The 19,078-nt window shown below is 30.3% G+C and carries 13 protein-coding genes and 2 pseudogenes; 1 reads left to right on the forward strand and 14 read right to left on the reverse strand.

All coding sequences use genetic code 11. The features are described 5' to 3' along the window. Positions 1 to 33: 33 nt before the first annotated feature. Positions 34 to 1,200 (reverse strand): ATP-binding protein, encoded by a 1,167-nt coding sequence (locus JYK00_RS07540; RefSeq protein WP_207566301.1) that lies wholly within the window; start codon positions 1,198 to 1,200, stop codon positions 34 to 36. A gap of 775 nt (positions 1,201 to 1,975) precedes the next feature. On the opposite strand from JYK00_RS07540, the gene JYK00_RS07545 reads away from it, so the two are divergent. Next, positions 1,976 to 2,548, forward strand: a complete 573-nt coding sequence (locus JYK00_RS07545; protein WP_207566302.1) for a hypothetical protein — start codon at positions 1,976 to 1,978, stop codon at positions 2,546 to 2,548. Between the two features lie 386 nt (positions 2,549 to 2,934). On the opposite strand, the gene JYK00_RS07550 is transcribed toward JYK00_RS07545, so the two are convergent. From JYK00_RS07550 to JYK00_RS07605, 13 genes and pseudogenes are all read right to left on the reverse strand, one after another. After that, positions 2,935 to 3,828, reverse strand: coding sequence for a DUF2726 domain-containing protein (locus JYK00_RS07550; protein WP_207566303.1), 894 nt, complete (start codon positions 3,826 to 3,828; stop codon positions 2,935 to 2,937). 384 nt (positions 3,829 to 4,212) lie between these two features. Then, complete coding sequence (locus JYK00_RS07555; RefSeq protein WP_207566304.1) at positions 4,213 to 7,125, reverse strand: DEAD/DEAH box helicase family protein; 2,913 nt, start codon at positions 7,123 to 7,125, stop codon at positions 4,213 to 4,215. Beyond that, positions 7,125 to 9,200 (reverse strand): site-specific DNA-methyltransferase, encoded by a 2,076-nt coding sequence (locus JYK00_RS07560; protein WP_207566305.1) that lies wholly within the window; start codon positions 9,198 to 9,200, stop codon positions 7,125 to 7,127. Before JYK00_RS07560 ends, JYK00_RS07555 begins: the two co-directional genes overlap by 1 nt. 438 nt (positions 9,201 to 9,638) lie before the next feature. Next, a pseudogene (locus JYK00_RS09795) lies at positions 9,639 to 9,758 on the reverse strand (IS256 family transposase); the annotation flags it as partial. A 138-nt stretch (positions 9,759 to 9,896) separates the two neighbouring features. Beyond that, on the reverse strand, positions 9,897 to 10,160 hold the full coding sequence (locus tag JYK00_RS07565; protein ID WP_228288146.1) for a phospholipase D-like domain-containing protein: 264 nt from the start codon (positions 10,158 to 10,160) through the stop codon (positions 9,897 to 9,899). A gap of 19 nt (positions 10,161 to 10,179) precedes the next feature. Further along, entirely contained in the window at positions 10,180 to 11,478 is a 1,299-nt protein-coding gene (locus JYK00_RS07570) for a hypothetical protein (protein WP_207566306.1), read from the reverse strand. Further along, positions 11,465 to 13,837 (reverse strand): AAA family ATPase, encoded by a 2,373-nt coding sequence (locus tag JYK00_RS07575; RefSeq protein ID WP_207566307.1) that lies wholly within the window; start codon positions 13,835 to 13,837, stop codon positions 11,465 to 11,467. The genes JYK00_RS07570 and JYK00_RS07575 overlap by 14 nt, the downstream gene beginning before the upstream one ends. A gap of 293 nt (positions 13,838 to 14,130) precedes the next feature. Next, a pseudogene (locus JYK00_RS07580) lies at positions 14,131 to 14,454 on the reverse strand (ATP-binding protein); the annotation flags it as partial. 136 nt (positions 14,455 to 14,590) lie between these two features. Continuing rightward, positions 14,591 to 14,935: a HepT-like ribonuclease domain-containing protein gene (locus JYK00_RS07585; protein WP_207566309.1), complete on the reverse strand. Its 345-nt coding sequence runs from the start codon at positions 14,933 to 14,935 to the stop codon at positions 14,591 to 14,593. Continuing rightward, on the reverse strand, positions 14,928 to 15,221 hold the full coding sequence (locus JYK00_RS07590) for a nucleotidyltransferase family protein (protein ID WP_207566310.1): 294 nt from the start codon (positions 15,219 to 15,221) through the stop codon (positions 14,928 to 14,930). Before JYK00_RS07590 ends, JYK00_RS07585 begins: the two co-directional genes overlap by 8 nt. A gap of 429 nt (positions 15,222 to 15,650) precedes the next feature. Further along, a complete protein-coding gene (locus JYK00_RS07595; RefSeq protein WP_207566311.1) occupies positions 15,651 to 16,925 on the reverse strand; it encodes an L-lactate MFS transporter in 1,275 nt (424 codons plus the stop codon). 205 nt (positions 16,926 to 17,130) lie between these two features. Beyond that, positions 17,131 to 18,120 carry an ABC transporter ATP-binding protein gene (locus JYK00_RS07600; RefSeq protein WP_207566312.1) on the reverse strand — a complete coding sequence of 330 codons (990 nt, stop codon included), beginning with the start codon at positions 18,118 to 18,120 and terminating at the stop codon, positions 17,131 to 17,133. Further along, positions 18,098 to 19,075: an ABC transporter ATP-binding protein gene (locus JYK00_RS07605; RefSeq protein WP_407701731.1), complete on the reverse strand. Its 978-nt coding sequence runs from the start codon at positions 19,073 to 19,075 to the stop codon at positions 18,098 to 18,100. The genes JYK00_RS07600 and JYK00_RS07605 overlap by 23 nt, the downstream gene beginning before the upstream one ends. Positions 19,076 to 19,078: the final 3 nt, after the last annotated feature.

A 19,078-nucleotide genomic window follows, 5' to 3' on the forward strand; every position in this document is an offset into this window, starting at 1 on the left:
TTTCCCCCACTTTTGAGAAAGTTGAAAAATAGATTAATATTGAAATCCAATCAACCATAAAGGTATAGAGTTTTTAACGGGAACTTCTATATCATCTCTTAAAACAAAATCTGCATTTTTTCTTTTTTTATTTTTGCCTCCAACTTCAATAAGAACGTTATCAATAAGAAAATCTCCATACTCTTCACTTTTTGAAGCATAAACATCTTTTCCAGCTTCTGAAAACAAAGTAGCTACATATGCTTCTCTTACATTACCAATCTCACCATTAAATATTTTGTATGTACCTGGATCATACAAAAATATTTTTGAACCTGCTGAATTTAATTTAAAATCTCTTTCTTTTCTAATAATTCTAATTACATTAACAGTTTCAAGTGCGTTTATTAGTTGATATAATTTTTCTTTTCCTATACCAAATTCCCTGCATAATGAATTTATTACAAGCCTTGGAATTTTCGAAATTGCCAGATATCCAACAATTGCATTTAAAATTCTCAAATGATTTTCACGTAATTGTGGAATTAGAAATAGAACATCTGCCTGTATGGATTTTTCAATAATTTTAAGTAGTTTGTTTTCATACATATTTGTACCTTCCAAAAATACGGGCCTAAATCCATGGTCCAAGTAATCGTAATAATATTTTAGAATATTTATTTCGGAAATAATCGTTTTTACATCTTCAAATTCATATTCAAAAGGATTTATCACAGGGAATAATTTACCTGTAGTTAAATATATATATTCTCTTAAAGACAGCAAAGGCATGTGTATAATTGGAAAGCGCCTTGAAAGATCAGCCACTCCTTTCTGCAGCACTATGCTACTGCTATCGCTTACCCAAACAATTTTTTCAGGAAAAACATCGTAAATACCTTTTAAATGCATACTCCAATTATTAGCAAAATGTATTTCATCAATGAAAACACTATCATATCCCTTTAAAAACACCGCTTCAACTAAATCAAACAGCGGAACAGTTGAAACAATTGGATTATCAACAGAAATATAAAGAGCATTTCTTTCTTTTATATTTTTTAGCAAAAAAGTAGTTTTACCAGTACCACGCGGCCCTACAATCATTATATTTTTTGCATCTGGTATAGTATCAAAAAACGGCCTGTAATTTTTAGGCAATAAAAATAATAGCCTTTCTTGAAACTTCTCAAGTCTTACAATTATTTCATCCAGAATCATTTCATTATCCTCCTGATGGTTCTAATACAGAACCAAATTAATATAAAATAGTTCTGCGGCAGAACCATTATACCATAAATTTTTCGAAATGATTCAAAAATAAGACTTTCAATAGAAATATTAAGAAACATGAATGAAGAATGGATAATGAAAAGAAGGGAGCTTGATATGGATGAATGATCATTATGGGATACAGGGAATTTTACAGCACTTTCTTGACAGAACCTGATTTTTTCAAGTACCTCTGAATATCTTTGAGGCTGAGGAATAGTATGGAATCAAATATTTTTTACATTTTTCTCTTTTTCTTGTTAGATTCCATTTTTCAAGTCCTTGTTATCAACTCCATTTGCAACACCAATGTCACTTGCTTGCGTTTATTCAAACATAATTGATTGTTTTTTTTTCAAAGCTTTTCATCATGAAAGAATTATCTTAAATGAAGAAATTGCAGTAATTTACACATTCAAAAGCAAGTTTTTTAAAAAACTCGACAATTTAAATTCAATTAATGATAATTAATGAATTTTTAGTTACAAAATCGTTGCTTCACAAAAAATGTGTTATAATTTTTTCTAGTTAATATTGATAAATAAAACTACTGGCATAAATAACATAAAAGAGGTGAGAACAAATAATTACTTTTAATAGACCATTCTTTAAATCACCAACAAAATCCTACAAATCTACATATCATTTTTCATTACAACGTTTATAATGTTTTTATCTTACTTGAATATGTTTTCAATACAATCATGTAGAAGAGGTGGTTGCTGTGAAAAAATTTTTTCTATTAGTATTGTTAATGTTGTTAGTTTTGAATATTTATGCTGTTCCAAAAGTTGTCTCTGGAACTGTTTTAGAGAATGATGATCTGAAAATTGTTATAAGTTTTAAAAATAGTATGTGGGTTGGTAATATTCTCAACACAATTCAACTTGATATTACAAATAAGACAGATAAAACTATAAAAATTTTACTACAGGAAAGTGTATTTACTGATAATAGGAATAGTTTAACTTATCTTATTAATTCACAGACTAGAGTCATGAATGTAGGCAAAGATAACAGACCTTTAATTATTCCACCAAACTCACACATTACTTATGAAGTGGTACCTGATTCCCACTTACACTATAGTACTAATTTAGGTTGGTATTTAGAAGCAATTACTGCTTTTCCTTCAAACAGAACTTTATTAATAACATATGAAATTGAAGGCCAAAAACGTGACATTTCTACGGTAATTAGATTAGAAGATTCAAATTCTGGAAATTTGACAAATATAATTCTTATGATTGGACTTATTTTATTAATTGGAGCAGTAACAATAGGTTTTGGTTCTTAACTTTTTGTTTTTCAGACATATTAACTTGTTTAATTCCCGGCATTTGCCGGGAATTTTATGTTCTATATAAATAATTATTTTATTTAAATTGTTTACTATCAATTAAAAGATTTTTTCTGTAAATGTCAGCACATAATAATTTTTATCAAAAGTCACTTGATTCACATTCATATTTTATTATCAATTTCTTGTTTTTTGACGTTTCAAATTTACCTTTATCATACATTATTCTCTTAATTAGTTTTATTTTGTTTATTTTTCATTTTCTAAATTTTTACTCAGCGATAATAAAATTCTGCATAATTTTCTATCTATTAAATAACCCATATTTTCCTAAACAAAAAAACTGATGCAAAAAACTAATCAATGAAAATTAAAATTTGGTATCATTTTAAAATTTTTACTCCATTCTTAATCGCTGTTTTATAATAAACTGAAAGTTCTGCAATGTTTTTAACAATACTTAACGGCGAAACCAATATTCCTTCAAAATTTCTTATCCAGACTTTTGATGTTATTTTTCCTTTTGGTGTTTCACACCAAGCCTCACAGCCAATCCACTCTATTCTGTTATACGAATTTATTCTTTTATTTGGTAACTCAGGTTTTGATAGGAATCGGTATCCATAATTGTTTGTAATTCCATTTGTAAATAAAATATTTCCAATTTCTGCTGCCTTTTTGGCAATTGGATCCCAAGTTAATTCTTGTTCTACCTCTGCAGAAATCACTAAATCTTGAATAAATTCATTACGTTCATATTCACCCATAGAACTTAAAATATCTTGATTATCTTTTAAATATTCGCCTATTTTTATTGGAATTTGCATATTTGCAATTGTTTGTCCAATAATTCCATCAATAACTGCTAAATGGATTTCCTCAGATATATATTCTACTTCTTCGTAGGAAATTATGTAAAGCGGGAAACAATGTTCCCTTGCTATTTTCAATTTCAATTCTAATTTCCATTTTCTCTTTTTTCTCTTTAAATCTTTTTTTAACTGAATATATTTGCCTTCTTTACTATACCCTCGACCTATACCATCAAACTCAATACACATAAGTGGTTTGTAGTTTTTATCACATATTGTATAATCAATATTTGTTTTTAATAAAAAATTCCTTTCTTTTTGATCAACATTTAATTTTTTTATATCAAAAATTTTCGTAAATGGCAATTGAGGATATATGATTAATTTATCTTTCCATATCGAATCTATATGTTCAAAAAGCTTTTTTTCAGAATAACTATCAAATATGCTTTTCTTTAAACCCATGTTTCTTTCTCCCACCCTGAAAAATCGTAATAACACACACTCCCATAATAACTTGTCTTAACGTCAAAAAGATTTCTAATTTTAGATTTGCATTTATCAAATAATACTTTATAAAATTATTAATTCTTTTATAATTCCTTACTAGAAAAGGAAGAAATTTTTCCCTTATTCCTGTATCAGCTTTACCTGCAGATTTTATTTCATCTTTAAACCTTATTAAAAACTATTAGCAACAATTTATGTCCTGTGATTTTAATAACTTCTTTTTTATCAAAATTAATCATTTATTACAATTTTTTGATCCAATATTGGTTATTGCTATATTTCATAAATTTTCATTTGGAAGTGTTTTTAAAAATAAATGCATAACTTGTAAAGAAAATTTTAGAATTCAAATAAATTTTTATTTGTCAATTGTTTATCAGTATAGTTAGCTGCATACTCAAGAATTTCTTCTGCAGAAGCTCCATTATCCTTTAAACCATAAAACGTATTTTCACCAAGCAATACATATTTCCATTTACATTCCATTCGAAGCTCCGGCCTTAATTTATTTATCTTTTTTACCCATTCAAGGGCAGCTAACTGTTTTTGCTTTACATTCGGAACTGTTATATCCTTGTCTGCTTTAGTTTCAACAACATACATATTCTTTTTAGTTTTAACTAAAAAGTCTGGGAAATATAAAGAGAGTATTCCATTGTTCCTTATATAAAGAATATGGGCAAATGTATGCTTATGTTCGTAAATCTTAATAAACGTCTCTACTGAAGAATCGCGATCAATAAAAAGCATGAATTCTTTTTCAAAACCTCCTTTATTTGAAGGGTATGAAAGTCGTTCATAAATTGTTTTTGTAAGTTTAAGAGAAAAATTCTCTCTCATTGTTAATTCTTTTACTTCTGAAAAATTTCTTTTTTCTACAATTGCCTCTATAACATCAACATTTTTCTGCATACTGAAAATTACCTTACTGATTTCTCTTAAAATATGTTCTAAAACACCATTATTATGCAACAAGAGAATTCGCCAATTATTATCTTTTAAAGGATCAAATTCTTGACTAAATAGCTTATATCTTATATATTTATCAATAATCTTGGCAAGTTCAACTTGATTTATTTGCATTAAAGGAAATTCTTTGATTTTTCTCTTTCCTATCCTACAAATAGCATTAGTAACAGTATCCACTATTCTGGCAAGAAGCTCATTATATCCATTTGCATTAAAAATATTCTTACTTACTTTATAATCACCAAATCTTGTTTTTACAGTTAATTCTTCAGAATAAAACACTTCTCCATCTTCTGGAACATATTGTTTCAATTTTTCTAATGGAAAAAGCTTAAATGGTTGTAAATCATTAATTGAAAGTTTCTCAAATCTAAGTACTTCTTCTTGTTCTTGAATTATTATTGGCCAGAAAAGTTCGTACTTTTGATAATTATTTTTTAAACCAACTTTGATAATATCTCCAAGGACATGACCCCTATTCTTAGGTGAATTTTTTACTTCAGCTACAATTCCTTCTCTCATTAGTTCATTATAAAATTCCATAAATTTTGGATGTTCTATTATTGAAAGTATATCTAAATAATTTATAGGCTCCTTTTTCTCTACTAAAAGTCTTCTTCTATTTTCTAATTTTGCTTCTTCAAAATCCTTTTCTCTCCACATTAATCTAAGTCCTCTTCCTACTATTTGTTCCAAAAGAATTGGAGCTTCTGAAGAGCGAAGTGGCACAATTACACATATATTATTTACATCAAAGCCTTCCCTCAGCATAAGAACAGAAACTATAATTTTTGGTTTCTCATATTTATCAATGTTAAAAAGCTTTTGCTTTATTTTATCCCACTCTTTTTGTGGAACTTCTCCTTTTTTATTAGAATCTATTTGCAAAATATCATTTTCACTTAGACCCTCTTTTTTCAAAAAATTTACTACAAGAGGGGCTACTTTTGTATCCTCACAAATAATAAGCATTTTAGGATGTTTATCTGGACGAATTTTTGTAAATTGTTCTTCAAGGATTTTCAATTTCTGTAATCCTGCTCTTATCATTAGCCTTTGTCCTTCTGAAAGTTCGATAACTTCTTTCCCATCCCTTATAGCTTTGAAGTCCAATGGTAAAGTCGCTATTTCTTTTCTCTTATCTATCACGATAGTTTTAACAAGCCCTTTCCATATAGCAGTTTTTAAGTCAAAATCTACAACTATATGAGGAAAATAATGTTTTGTTCTGTTTCGTCCACTTCCAGTTACATCATAAGGTGTTGCTGAAAAATCTATCTGGATAAAGTTTTTTCCTTTGTTTTCAGCTATCCTGTTCAAACTTTTTTGCCATTCCACTTCCATAATTTCACCGTAAGACTTGTTCTCATGGATATGATGAGCTTCATCATTTATCACTACCAAATTAGAAAGTCTTGCAAGAAAATCTATCTCTTTTCCTCTAAAGTAATTATTATCAAGTGCTTCCAACGAATGTCCTGCCGTTGTACCAGGTGAAATTGGTAATAATTCATTTGCTATGTTTCTAACGTCCTCTAGAGGGGTATATCCCTTCTCTTCATTTTCTTCTTTTTCCATTAATAAATGCCAATTAGTAATAGCAATCAATCCATCCCCAGTAACTTTTGAACCTATCTCTTCCTTTTTGACGACACTACTTTGAACAAAACCAAGAATAATATCCCTGTAAGATGGAGGAATAAACAGCTCTCTGAAGCGGTAAATATCTGAAGTTTCAAAAACTCTCTCTCCGGATTCATTTTCCTTTCCCAAATAAGCATCGAGTAATCTGTTATAAACAATCAAACCGGGAGCAACTAAAAGAAAGTTTTTTGAATATCTCTCAGTTTTTTTAATTTCAAATTTTGCATTCAGATATTGCCAGATAAGAAGAGCGTGCATCACCCAAGTTTTTCCAGTTCCTGTAGCCATCTTTATGGCATACTTGGGAATATTGTATTTTTCTTTCATTAAAAGTGTTATATCCATTTCATGTATAAGTTCTGGAGAAATCCTTTCATACATTTCTATCACGGAGGAAACTTCTAAAACTTCGTGCAAATAAATTGTATTAAGAATTGCTTGTTTTTGCCCTTCATGAAAGTTAAAATTCCTATTGTCTGTAAATGGCTCTGTAAACCAATATGTCAATAAATTCTGGGTTACAGGAGATACTTTAGCCAAAAAATCCCCATTTTCCCATTCATAATTAACTTTTTCAGTCAAAACCCTCGCGAACTTTAACGGGACATCTCTTGTTCCTGTATTTATAGGCGTAGGCATTATCTTACCTCCTCTATAACCACACTCTCAAAGCCAAACACATCAACAGCTTTTACACAGACTTTTCTATTATTCTTTTTAGGAACGATTAGCTCCGCCCTCGTAATAACCCTGTATGGATCGCTATCGTTGGCTGTATTTTCTCTGTAATCCTGCCACTTACTTCTAAAAACTTCTCCATCATAATCAGGATCTATGCTCCAATATTCAATTAAAGCAAGAGGATCTTTGTTCATTATCTCTTTAAGTTTTTCTCTATCTTTTTCATCCAATGGAACATTATCAGGAGAAAGCAGCACATAATTTTCAAGTTCAACTATTAATTTTTCTTCTTCCTCACTAACCGATTCTATTCTGATAGGTTTAATAGATAAGTATTGTAGCGAAGAAAATCTTACTTTACCGGCTAATTTATCATATCCCTGTTTCTTTAACCTATTGATTAGGTCCGGAGGTATAACCAAAACTTCTAGTTTTGGGTCATTGAGTTCTTGAATAGCACTTGTAATATCAAAACTAAAATTCCAGCCAAGAACAATAACTTTATTCCAACCTCCACCCATAAAAGTTTCTCTAAGCACCTGTGCTCTTTTCAAAGTGCTCTTACCGGTAATTTTGTTCGGTGAGTCCACATACACAAGGATCTTACCCTCTTTGACATATCCTAAATTATTGCTTGGATTATTTTCCAATGGAAACGGTATTGCTCCGTAAAGCTGTAATACTACATGAGCTAAATCTCCAACTCGTTTATAAATTTTTGAAGAAGCAAATACTTCCTTTTGATAATCACCAATTGATTGATAGAGGAAGGGTTTAGCATCAATATCTATCATCCTCTTACGCATTATCATACATGCAGGTTTTCCTATATCATTAACTATCCATTTCCTACCGAGTTTTTCAGCAACTGCTGCGGTAGTTCCTGAACCAGCAAAAAAATCTGCTACAACAGAACCTCTATCGGAACCCATAAGAATAATACGCTTTAAAAGCTCTTCGCTTTTCTGTGTTTTGAATCCATAGGAGTAATCATATCCTTTTATATCTAACCAATTGTTGTCACAAATTACCTTTTCTTGAGGTGGAACCCAATATTGAGGTTTTGCATTCCCTTCTCTTCTAATAAATTCAAGTTTTTTTCCAGTTCTTATCCAATACTCTTCTAATGTTTCACCAGTTTTATTACTTATTTCTAAAAATTTCTTATAATTTTCTACTGCTCTGTAAGCTCTTTCCTTTGACCATTTCCACTGTCCAGTAGTAATTTTAACTCCCAGTAATTTATATCTCATCGTCGGTCTATCCGCATTATTCCACATACTTTGCCATCTTCCAACACGTTGATAGTCTGCTGCTTCTTTAAGAGGTGGATTAAAATAGGAATCGATAGTTTTAGAGTACCACAGTATTGTATCATAGAAAACATTCATTCTTTTAAATTCTTTAAATTGATAAGCTAAATTTTTCGTTTGACCTCTTCGTGTAATTATCTCATTTCTAAAATTATCTTTTCCAAAAATTTCATCCATTATTATCTTCACATAGTGACCTACGTGCCAGTCCACATGAACATAAATACTACCTTTTTCACTTAAGAGTTCTCTCATTAAGACCAGTCTTGGATAAAGCATTTTTAAATAACTTACAGTCCCATCTTTCCATGTATCAGCATAAGCAAATTGCTCAATTACAGCAGGATTTTTCTTTACTTCGAAACCCGGAAGATTTATTTTCACTTTATAATTAGCTTTGCTATCAAATGGAGGATCAATGTAAATTAAATCTATCTTCCCTCTCATAGAGGGCAATCCACTTTCTTCATCACCGGCTAGCAAAGCTTGCATGACAAGCAAGTTATCTCCATAAATAAGCCTATTTAACCATTCTTCACCTTTATACTCAGGCACTTTATCCTTAAAAAGCCCCGAAACATCTTTGGCAGGCAAAACAAGTTCATTTGTCTGAAGTGCAAGCCTCTTACCACTCGCTATTTGATCCAATATTCTTTCAGCTTCTCTTCTTCCTTCTGCTACTATTTTTGGAAGTTCTTCTATTAAAGTCTTACTCCTCATAGCTAAATTCCTCCAATCCTTTCCTTTATTTTATACTTGCTTATTTAATTGCTACTGTTTTCAATTAATATTTTGCGTAACTAATATTATATTTTTACTACTTTACTATATGTCTTAGATATTTTGACGTCCTTACTTTTTAGTGCTGTTACGTCAACATCTATATCATCCACAAACAAAAAAACTTTAATTTCTATTTAGTGATTTTTATAAAGATACCTTCTATTTGCATATCTAGCAAAATAAATATATTAAAGAAATTGCCCCAATCATTATTATCTTCTCAACCCATTAAATACATACACTTTACGGTTCTGTCAAGTAATTGCTGTAAAAAAAACTTGCACTTCATTACAAACATTAATCAGTCATATCAAGATACCTTCTTCCAGTTCACCATTCTTCGTTTATATCCATCAATAGTGTTCTTTTTCTTTACCCATTCCTGTGTGCTTTTCTTGATGTACTTCGTTCATAGTAAGAAGTACCAGCTTGTATTTTAGCCTCATATTCCATAATAGTGTTTAAAAATCAGGTTAGAATTTGCCTCATTCCCATTTCATTATCCCGTAGAAATTGGTGTATAATATATTCAGGTAAATTGATGTGTTCTTTTATAGCCCTGTATCCCTCCTTAAGTAATGTATTGTTATTTCTATTTTACAGGATACAGGGCTTTTTTTCTTTTTACAGCATTTATTTTACACTGCCAAGAGCACTATTTATTGTTATTAAATCACCATATGATAATTTTGGAGATACAATTAATTTCATTTTCCCATTATTCTTAATTAAGCCAACTATTCCCCTTGCGGCTAACGATAAAGATTCAGATGTAAAAAAACCTGACAAGCGACAATAGCTTATCGAGTTTTCTAAAATCGGCAAATAAAATTCATTTAAAATATCATCTGAGTCGGAAGAATAACTTCTTTTTAAATTCAAATCTTTAAAACTCATAATTCACCTACTTATTAAATTAAAATTTCACATTAGAACCATAACTAATCACTTGTACTAATTCATTATTTATATAATCATGTTCTATTCTATCTGTAAACAAAATCCCTTTCACTTCTAATTTTTGATTAGTAGTTCTATAGATAAACTCGCCATTTTTGTCTTTCAAAAAATAAATATACTCAAGAAGTTCCTTTAATCCTTGTAAAATATAACTTTTATCGGTTGTATATTTCACTTCACCTATAATAACTTTTTTCAACTCATATGTTCTTGTATCTCTAATTTCTATTAAAATATCTGGCCTACCCTGCCAAACATTTTCAGATATTTCTCTATCATCAAATAATTTAGAACCTATTGTTCTAAATTGGTCAAAAATCATAACTTGTCTTTTAAAAAACTCATCTTTTACTTTTGAATCCTCAATTTCATTTCTATATACTTTAAATACCAATTCATTTGAACCTGTGCTATTATGATATATTATGTACAAATATTCATTATCTTCCCAGGTTGCTACTTTATTTTCTTTGACATCCATTATATACATCTTATAATCCTTCTGATAATTTTTTATTACTTTTATTACCCAATATAATTCAAATAGAGTATTTTCATCAGCAATTTCAATAAATGTTTTTTCGAAAAGTTCTTTTAAGCGCAATTTATTTACTTTAAAACTTAAATAATCTCTATATAACTTAAATAATTTAGCGGTTTTGTTATAAATATAATTTCTATTTCTTTTCACATTTTCAAGCATTCTATTTGTGATTTTTATATTTCCTGTATCTACTTTATTCAAGTATATATTTTTTTCATAAACATCCTTTACAATCCTATTAATCTCTTTTCCATCTTTATACCACTCATATTTTTCAAATTCAACCATATTCAATTCATAATGTATTATTGTATATAAAATTTCTATAAATTTTTTTAAAACAATATTTTCTTTTGTGTTGTATTCTTTATTTCTTTCACTGACAGAAAATAGCGTTTTGTCATTATAACCTACATTCAACCTTTCTTTAATAGTTTTTTGCCAATTAATTTTTCCTTTTATGCTTTCTCTTGAATTTTGTTCATTCATTGAGGAAGAAACTTTTAATGTTCTAATTAAAAACGGCAAACTCTTTACATATTCTCTAACTTCATCTAAAAGGATAAAATGAAGTTTTATTAATCTCTCAAAATTCTCAATGTTTAAATTGAGTTTTCTCAAAAAAGTATTTGGTGAAAAATGTCCATTTTTTACATATGTTATTAAATCATCACTTATTTCTTTAATAATTACCTCTTTAGGCGTTTTCATCGATAATCACACCAAAAAAGTCGTATATAAAATTTTCAAGTATTTGCCTTTTTTCTTTTTCTTTAAACTGTTCAATGGTTGAATTGTAAAGCTCTTCGATAAATTTTTTAATATTATCTTCGGAAATGCCTTCAAATTGAGGAAGTAAGTATAGTATTAAGGCTGAAACGTAGTCTCCCTCTATACTTACATAATTTGCAATATCTTTTATTATTGCTGGACCAATTTTTCTGTATTTATTTGCTGTTCTCCAAATTTCTAATAAAGCTTCTTTTAAACTTATCTCGTTTATACTCTTATCTTCTATACTCCATTTATTTAATAATTTTTCAACTAATTCTTCACTAATAACTTTTGGAACTCCAACATAGATAAATGCAAAACGTCTCATAAATGCATAACTTAACTCGTATAACGATGTTTTATCGTATGTATTCATTGTTCCTATAATTCTAAAATTTTTTGGAAGGATATATATATTATCTCCATCTATTTTCTGTTCTTCATCTGATTCAGGTTTAATTATTATATTTTTACCTGAACGAGATTTTAGACTTAATTCAACTTCATCTCCAGTTAACACAGATAAAAAAGGTCCAAAGGTTTTATCAATATCAGCTCTGTTTATTTCATCAATAATTAACCAGTAAAGTTTATCATTGTTTTTGCTTTTTAACATTTTAAGAAATATTCCTTCTACAAATTCTAATGTACCGTCTTCTTTTGGTTTATAACCACCAATCGTATCATATGTTGACCAATCAGACATTGCAGTTACCATCTTATAATCAACGTCGTAACTATTGCATATTTCTTTTGCGAGCTTTGATTTTCCGGTTCCTGGAGGGCCAATAAGGATGATATGTTTTCCAGATTTTAATGCTGTAGATATTTGGGATAATAAGTTATCTTGGTTTTCAAAATACAATTGTGAAACTGTTAAATATTTATTCCAATCAATAAAATGTTCCTTTTTTTCTTTCCCCCCATTTTCATTGGGCCCCATTTCTTTAAGCTTGTTATATTCAAAAAATTTATCTATAACTTTTTCGTATTTCCTTATAACTTTATTAAAAATAGAAAAATCAATAACGTGTTCTTTATCTTCTTCAGATTTTAGTGATTTGTCCTTTTTTTGCAATTTAGAACCTCTCCATAATCCAAAAGCAATAAAAGTAGGATAAATAGCAATACCTAATTGAACAGCTTGTTGATGATTCTTCATATTTGAAGGATATATTGCACCCCAGCAGTGGTCAGTTCCAAAAGGTTGAGAACCATAAAAATTGACTATATGAGTTTTTAGTCCAAAAGTTATTTTTAAGTTATTTTCTATATAATCCTTTAAAATATTTAGAAGTCTTTCAAGTATACGGTCATCCCTTTTTTTGTATTTTTCGTAGAAAAATGGGAACAGTATTTTAAAATTGTCCCATGGTAATAAAATATTTTTTTTATATTTTTTTGATATTTCACCTTTAATTTTTTCCAAAATATTTAAATCTAACTTTTCACCATTTAATAACTTTTCTGCAATTTTAAACCTAATGAGATTTACTTTTTCACTTCCAGAATACTTATCATGGAATTTTTTTAAATAACTTTTATCAAGATTATTTACGTAGTTTATAAATTCTTCATCATTATTTTCGAACTTATCTATTGTTTTTGCTATCATCTGAAGATATTTTAAGTCAACATCAAAAGTGAAATTATAATAATCATCTGCGGAAAGACAATATATAAAGTCTTGAATATCTAAAACATCAGGATTTTCCAAATACTTTCTCTCTTCAAAATATTCCTTTAATATATAACATAATTGATAAAAATAGTAATATTTCTCGGCTTTATCACTGTATTTCTCATTAATATTAAAGAGCTCAAGAAAATTTTTGAATATTTTATCTTTAAATATCGGATACTTTTTGTAATTATAACTTGCAAGTAAATAACCTATCAACGGCGTTCCAGGAGAAAAACTTAATTTATTAACTTTAAAAATACTTTCAAAAATTTTTATTCTTTCAACTAAATTCACTGTTTCATCATACAAAACATTTAAAGCTTTCATAACAATTTCAGGATAACTTAGTGAGATTTTATACAAACTATCAAGTTGGGCCCAATAAACAAACGAACCTTTTGAGGGGTTAGCATTCTTCAATTTTTCAATTATTTCTACTACATTGTCAATAGTTATTCTTTTATTCTGTAAGTAATTATTCAACTCAGATAGAATTTCTTTTTTATATTGTTCATTATATTGTGGATTATCTTTAAATTTAAGATACTCATTTATTGCTATATCCAAATAGTTGTCGTCATTCCAAATCTTTTTAAACTCTTCTATTTTCATGTAAAGCCACTCCTCCGTTCGCAAGATGCAAGTATCTTTTTTATGATTATATGGGCAAAAGTAATATTTCGCTGCATTCCATAGTTTTTAGGATCTTACTATTTTATTATTCTAAAACAACAGTTGATCGGATTTTTCACAGGAACTTCTATATCACCTTTTAAAACAAAATTTGTATTTTTTCTTTTTTTCTTTTCAGTTGCCTCACCTTCCGTCTTGATTCTTTTTTTGGCTCATTTGGTTCATATTTGACTCTTTTTTGGTTCAAAAGAGTGTAATGAATGTTTCTTTTTTCAAAGGTTTAAATAAATTATGGGTGTTGCCTTGGAAACCTCAAAAAATTTCTGATACTCCTTATTCGTTATTTTACCTTTCTCCTTAATATACATCACTGCCTTTATCTGTCTATCATTTAACCTAAGCTCCCTCAAATATTCTTCTGTGTAAATGTCTTTTCTAAAATAAACGGAAAAATCATCCATCTCTTCTTTAAATTCTGGTTCTGGAAGTTCTACTTTTTTCATGTTCTCTATTATTCTACCTGTCCCTGAACCCATTTCTTCTATAAAACCAGCAAGATAAAAGATGTGCACGATTAAAGGATTTCTTGGAACAGAAAAATGAGGTCTTTTTAACTATTCAAGTGTAATACCTTCAAAGCCTTCAATGTTTTGTCTTTTCAACCCCAATGATATAGAATTTTTTAAATGAAATACACCATGTGAAAAAGTTTATAGCCGCGAAACAACAAACTTATATTTCATCGTTTATCTTTTCCAACATCTTCTTTAATTCTGGGATTTGTTTGCTGATTATTGTCCATATTATTCGCAAATCGACTGCAAAGTATCCGTGAATACCTACATTTCTTAATCCCACGACTCTTTTCCATGGTATCTCAGAATATCTCTTGCGAATATTTTCAGGAATTTTTCCCGCTGCTTCTCCTATAATTTCGAGGTTTCTCAAAACTGCGTCAACTATCATCTCCTGTTTTTCAAACTCTTCGAAATTTTTAATTCCTTTGCAGTATCTATCTATTTTATTAATGGCGTCAAGCATATCTTCAATAAATAACTTCGCATTTCTTTTAGACATATACAATGTCCTCCTTAATTGATTCCCACAAAAGCGGTTTACTTGATACAGCATTTTTTGTTACCACATCGACTTTAACACCAAGAAGTCTTTCAAATTCTTCACACAGGTCCACAAATTCCCATCCTATGTTTTTTTCAAATTCAACAAGAATATCCACATCGCTTAATTCTTTTTCCTCTCCACGAGCAAAGGAACCGAAGACTGCAATCGATTTTATCCCGTATTTATCCTTCAATTCTTCTTTGTGTTCAGAAAGTATTTTCTTTATTTCTTCAAGTTTCATAAATATCACCACTTTCTTGAAATTTTCAATATAAAAAATATGCACAATCAGTGGATTAAAGTATTTAGCAAAGCTTCTCCTATTGCCTCCAAAGGATAATACCATATTTCTTTTCTTACAAGCCATTTAATCTCATATTTTACATATATGAATTTTTTAATTGTTTCTTCTTAAGTTATAACCTGTTTAAGAACACTCTCTTTATAACCTTTTTCAACATAAATTTTACCATATTTTTAATTGTGAAATCCACGTAATTTAAAAAATATAAAAGTGGCATTAATAAATTAGCAATGAAAAAAATAAGAGCCCCGCATATGGCGGGACGACATTTTCTTTAAGAAACGCAAAGAATAGTAATTTTTTAATAAGTGAAAATTTAAAGGAAAGGCTTGATTATAATTCTTTTTAAATAGGGTTTTTATCAGGTTAGTTTTCTACCACTTTATAAGGTTTCAATTTTTTTAAGAGAAGCATGCATAAAAGTGCTCCAATTCCTGATAGTATTCCTGCTGATATAAATGCGTGGAAGTAACTTCCTGTCATATCGTATATCCAGGCTCCAATTGTTGGTGATATTGCACCTACTCCAAAAGCTGTAAACACAAGACCATAATTAACTCCCAGATTTTTTGTTCCAAAATATTCGGCTGTTAAAACTGGAAATAGTGCCAGAGTAACAGCAAAGCCCCATCCTGTAATTGCTGCTGCTATACACAACATTGGAAAGGTTACAACAAATACTGGAAATAAAATCAATATTATCATCTGCATTATATATGTTGTTATCATCACTCTTAAAACTCCAAGTTTATCACTGAGAAATCCTGCTAATGGTCTGCCAAGGCCGTTAACTCCGGAAAAAATCGCAATAGCCCATGCCGCTTCCATGGAGGATAACCCAAGAATAAGTTCACCATACGGAGGTATGAGTTTCATACTCAACATTCCTCCTGTAACAACAAGTGCTAAAACTAACCACATTACATAAAAAATAGGAGTTTTTATAAGGATTGTTGGTGGTACTTCGTTGTGAGGTTTATCAGGGTGCTTTAAACTCTTAACTTTTTTTAGAACAGAATCCGGTAATTTCCAGTTTTCAGGTGGATTTTCTATCAATAAAACGGCAACTGAAAGTACAATAAGAGTGGATATTCCAATTATAACAAAGGTGCCTTCTATTCCATGATTTGGAATTAAATAACCAGCTTTAAGTGGGGCAAACATAAGAGCTGCTAAACCAAATCCCATAACTCCAAACGATACAGCCATTCCAGGTTTATCAGGAAAAAATTTCCTTATAGGGGGCGCAACACATGCATAAGTTAATCCACATGATATTCCACCTATGATTCCATATGTTATTATTAACCACCAGCTATAAGGGAAATGTCCCACAAACGATGCGGAAATATAAGCCAGAAAGAATAATATTGTACCAATTGCTGAAACTTTTTTTGGTCCCCACATGTCCTGAAGTTTACCCGCTGGAACCATTGTTAGAGCAAAAATCACCATGAATACAGTAAACGGTAAAGTAGCTTCTGTTGTAGACCATCCGAATCTTTCAACCAGAGGTACGATAAACACTCCCCAGGCATAAGAAAGTCCACCCATTAGCGCTAAAAGAAATCCTGCCAGCGGTATTTTCCAGCGTATTCTGAAATATCTTTCATTTAAATTTTCAGTGATGTATTTCTCCAAGGCTTTTCCTCCTTTTTGAATTTTATAATATCTTCAAAGCTAAATTGCGTATTTAAAATTATTTTAAAGCTTTTATCCATCCCGGTTCTATTACGGAATCAGTATATCATAATTTGCAACGTACTTCAAAAGTGTAAATAATGCATTATAACAAAGCTCCCTGAAAATCAGGGAGCTTTGTTATAAAAATTTGAATTTACAATATTTATTTGCCAATAAGATGGCATGCTACATAATGTTCATTTCCAAGGTCTTTTAACTCGGGATGATGTTGAGTTTTACAGATTTTTTCTTTAAGCGGGCATCTTTCATAGAACCTGCATATTGGAGGTGGATTTATAGGTTTACTTACACTACCAACAATGTCAGGTTCACCTTTTTGGTACTCAGGGTCTGGAACAGGGACTGCTGTTAATAATGCTTTTGTGTAAGGATGCATAGGATTTGAAAGTAATTCTTCAGTATTAGCGTATTCGACGATCTTTCCAAGGTACATAACAGCTATTTTATCACACATGTATCTTGCTACAGCAAAATCGTGTGTTATGTATAAATAGCTCATACCGTGCTTTTCCTGGAGTTCCATCATCAGGTTCATAACCCCTGTTCTAACAGAAACATCGAGCATGGAGGTAGGTTCGTCTGCAACAATGAATGTTGGATCCAAAACCAATGCTCTTGCTATAGCAACTCTTTGTCTTTGACCACCAGATAATTCATGAGGATACCTCCACATGAAACTTGATGGTGGTGTCAATCCAACTTCTTGAAGAAGGTTCTTGACTTTTTCTTCTCTTTCCTGCAAGTTGCCTATATTATGTATGTTAAGAGGTTCTGAAATGATGTCAAATATAGTCATTCTTGGATTTAGAGATTCATATGGATCCTGAAAGATCATTTGAACCTTTCTGTGATATTCCAGTTTTGATGTATATTCGTGTATTTCCTTACCGTCTATGAAAATTTCTCCTTCTGTTGGAGCTTCTAAACCAACAATCACTTTACCTGTTGTTGTTTTTCCACAGCCTGATTCTCCAACCAATCCCAGGGATTTTCCCCTGATTATTTCAAAACTTACATCATCAACCGCGTGTACAAAATGCTTTACTTTCATAAACAATCCTCTGTCGGCAGCGAAAAACTTTTTCAAACTTTTAACTTTTAAAATAATATCATTTGAGCTGTGCTTTTGCATTTTCTCTCACCTCTTCCGTTAGTGGATGCCAGCATGCTATATAATGCCCATTTTCAATTAATTTGTATTCGGGTTCTTCTTCTCTACATTTGTCTGTTGCCCATGGGCATCTGGGAGCAAATCTACAACCCTTTGGTGGCTCTAATAGATTTGGTGGCTCACCGGGAATTGTAAACAATTCTTTCTTTTCACCAACAATACTTGGAAACGCGTTCATTAGAAGGTATGTATATGGATGCATTGGATTTTTGAATATTGTTACAGAATCTGCCAGTTCTACAAATTTTCCGGCATACATCACAGCTATTTTGTCACTTACCTCTGCAATAACAGCTATATCGTGGGAAATATAAATCATAGCCATATTGAGTTTCTTCTGAATTTTTTTCATTTCTTTCAAGATTTTATCCTGGACAATAACGTCAAGGGCAGTAGTTGGTTCATCGGCTATAATAACTTTTGGATCACATGATAAAGCAAGAGCTATAACAGCTCGTTGTTTCATACCACCACTGTATTGATGAGGATATTGCTCCATCCTTTTTGGATCAAGCCCTACCAGTTCAAACAGTTTTGCTACTTTCTTTTTCGCATCATCTATGTTCATATCGGGATAATGTGTTAGAATCGCCTCAACTATTTGATCTCCAACTTTGTAAACAGGATTTAATGAATTCATCGCAGCCTGGAAAATCATTGCAAGACCTTTCCATCTGTATTTTCGCATTTCATTTTCTGGAAGTGTAACTAAATCTACAGGACCGTTTCCTTCGTCAAAAAGAACGCTTCCTCCTTTAAATTCTCCGTTTTCTGGTAACAGTCTCAGCATAGTCATTGAAACAGACGTTTTCCCACAACCTGATTCTCCAACAATTCCCAGGCTTTCTCCACTATCAAGAGTAAAATTTATACCATCGACAGCTTTAACATATCCCATTTTGGTTTTATAATGCATTTT

Source organism: Thermosipho ferrireducens, from assembly GCF_017358165.1.
GTDB lineage: Bacteria > Thermotogota > Thermotogae > Thermotogales > Fervidobacteriaceae > Thermosipho_B > Thermosipho_B ferrireducens.

Excerpts from the sequence above, each read along its gene's own strand:
- JYK00_RS07540 (WP_207566301.1), bottom strand. The coding sequence starts at position 1,200 with ATGATTCTGGATGAAATAATTGTAAGACTTGAGAAGTTTCAAGAAAGG.
- JYK00_RS07550 (WP_207566303.1), bottom strand. The coding sequence starts at position 3,828 with ATGGGTTTAAAGAAAAGCATATTTGATAGTTATTCTGAAAAAAAGCTT.
- JYK00_RS07555 (WP_207566304.1), bottom strand. The coding sequence starts at position 7,125 with ATGCCTACGCCTATAAATACAGGAACAAGAGATGTCCCGTTAAAGTTC.
- JYK00_RS07560 (WP_207566305.1), bottom strand. The coding sequence starts at position 9,200 with ATGAGGAGTAAGACTTTAATAGAAGAACTTCCAAAAATAGTAGCAGAA.
- JYK00_RS07565 (WP_228288146.1), bottom strand. The coding sequence starts at position 10,160 with ATGAGTTTTAAAGATTTGAATTTAAAAAGAAGTTATTCTTCCGACTCA.
- JYK00_RS07570 (WP_207566306.1), bottom strand. The coding sequence starts at position 11,478 with ATGAAAACGCCTAAAGAGGTAATTATTAAAGAAATAAGTGATGATTTA.
- JYK00_RS07575 (WP_207566307.1), bottom strand. The coding sequence starts at position 13,837 with ATGAAAATAGAAGAGTTTAAAAAGATTTGGAATGACGACAACTATTTG.
- JYK00_RS07585 (WP_207566309.1), bottom strand. The coding sequence starts at position 14,935 with ATGTCTAAAAGAAATGCGAAGTTATTTATTGAAGATATGCTTGACGCC.
- JYK00_RS07590 (WP_207566310.1), bottom strand. The coding sequence starts at position 15,221 with ATGAAACTTGAAGAAATAAAGAAAATACTTTCTGAACACAAAGAAGAA.
- JYK00_RS07600 (WP_207566312.1), bottom strand. The coding sequence starts at position 18,120 with ATGCAAAAGCACAGCTCAAATGATATTATTTTAAAAGTTAAAAGTTTG.
- JYK00_RS07605 (WP_407701731.1), bottom strand. The coding sequence starts at position 19,075 with ATGCATTATAAAACCAAAATGGGATATGTTAAAGCTGTCGATGGTATA.